Raw genomic sequence first — 251 nt, forward strand, 5'->3', positions numbered from 1 at the left:
CCTTTCTTTTTCTCCCCTTCCCTCCCCTCTTCCCCTTCTTCTCTCCCCCTCCCTTTCCCCCCTCTTTTTTTCCTCTTTCCTTTCTTTCCCCCTCTTTTCCTTTTCTTTTTCTTCTCTCTTCTCTTCCTTCTCCTCTTTCTTTTTCCTTCTCCCCCTCCCCCTCCCCCTCTCCCTCCTTTCTCTTTTCCCTCCCTCCCCTTTTTTTCCTCTCTTCTCTTTTTTTCTCCCTCTCCCTGCGGGCGCGGGCCGGG

At 52.6% G+C, this 251-nt stretch carries 1 protein-coding gene; it reads right to left on the bottom strand.

The genetic code is table 11. The features are described from left to right. Window positions 1-251, bottom strand: a 251-nt coding sequence (locus tag F0Q32_RS26910) for a hypothetical protein (protein WP_188016917.1), incomplete at both ends; no start/stop codon positions are given.

This window comes from Pseudocitrobacter sp. 73, assembly GCF_008369545.1.
Lineage (GTDB): Bacteria > Pseudomonadota > Gammaproteobacteria > Enterobacterales > Enterobacteriaceae > Pseudocitrobacter > Pseudocitrobacter vendiensis.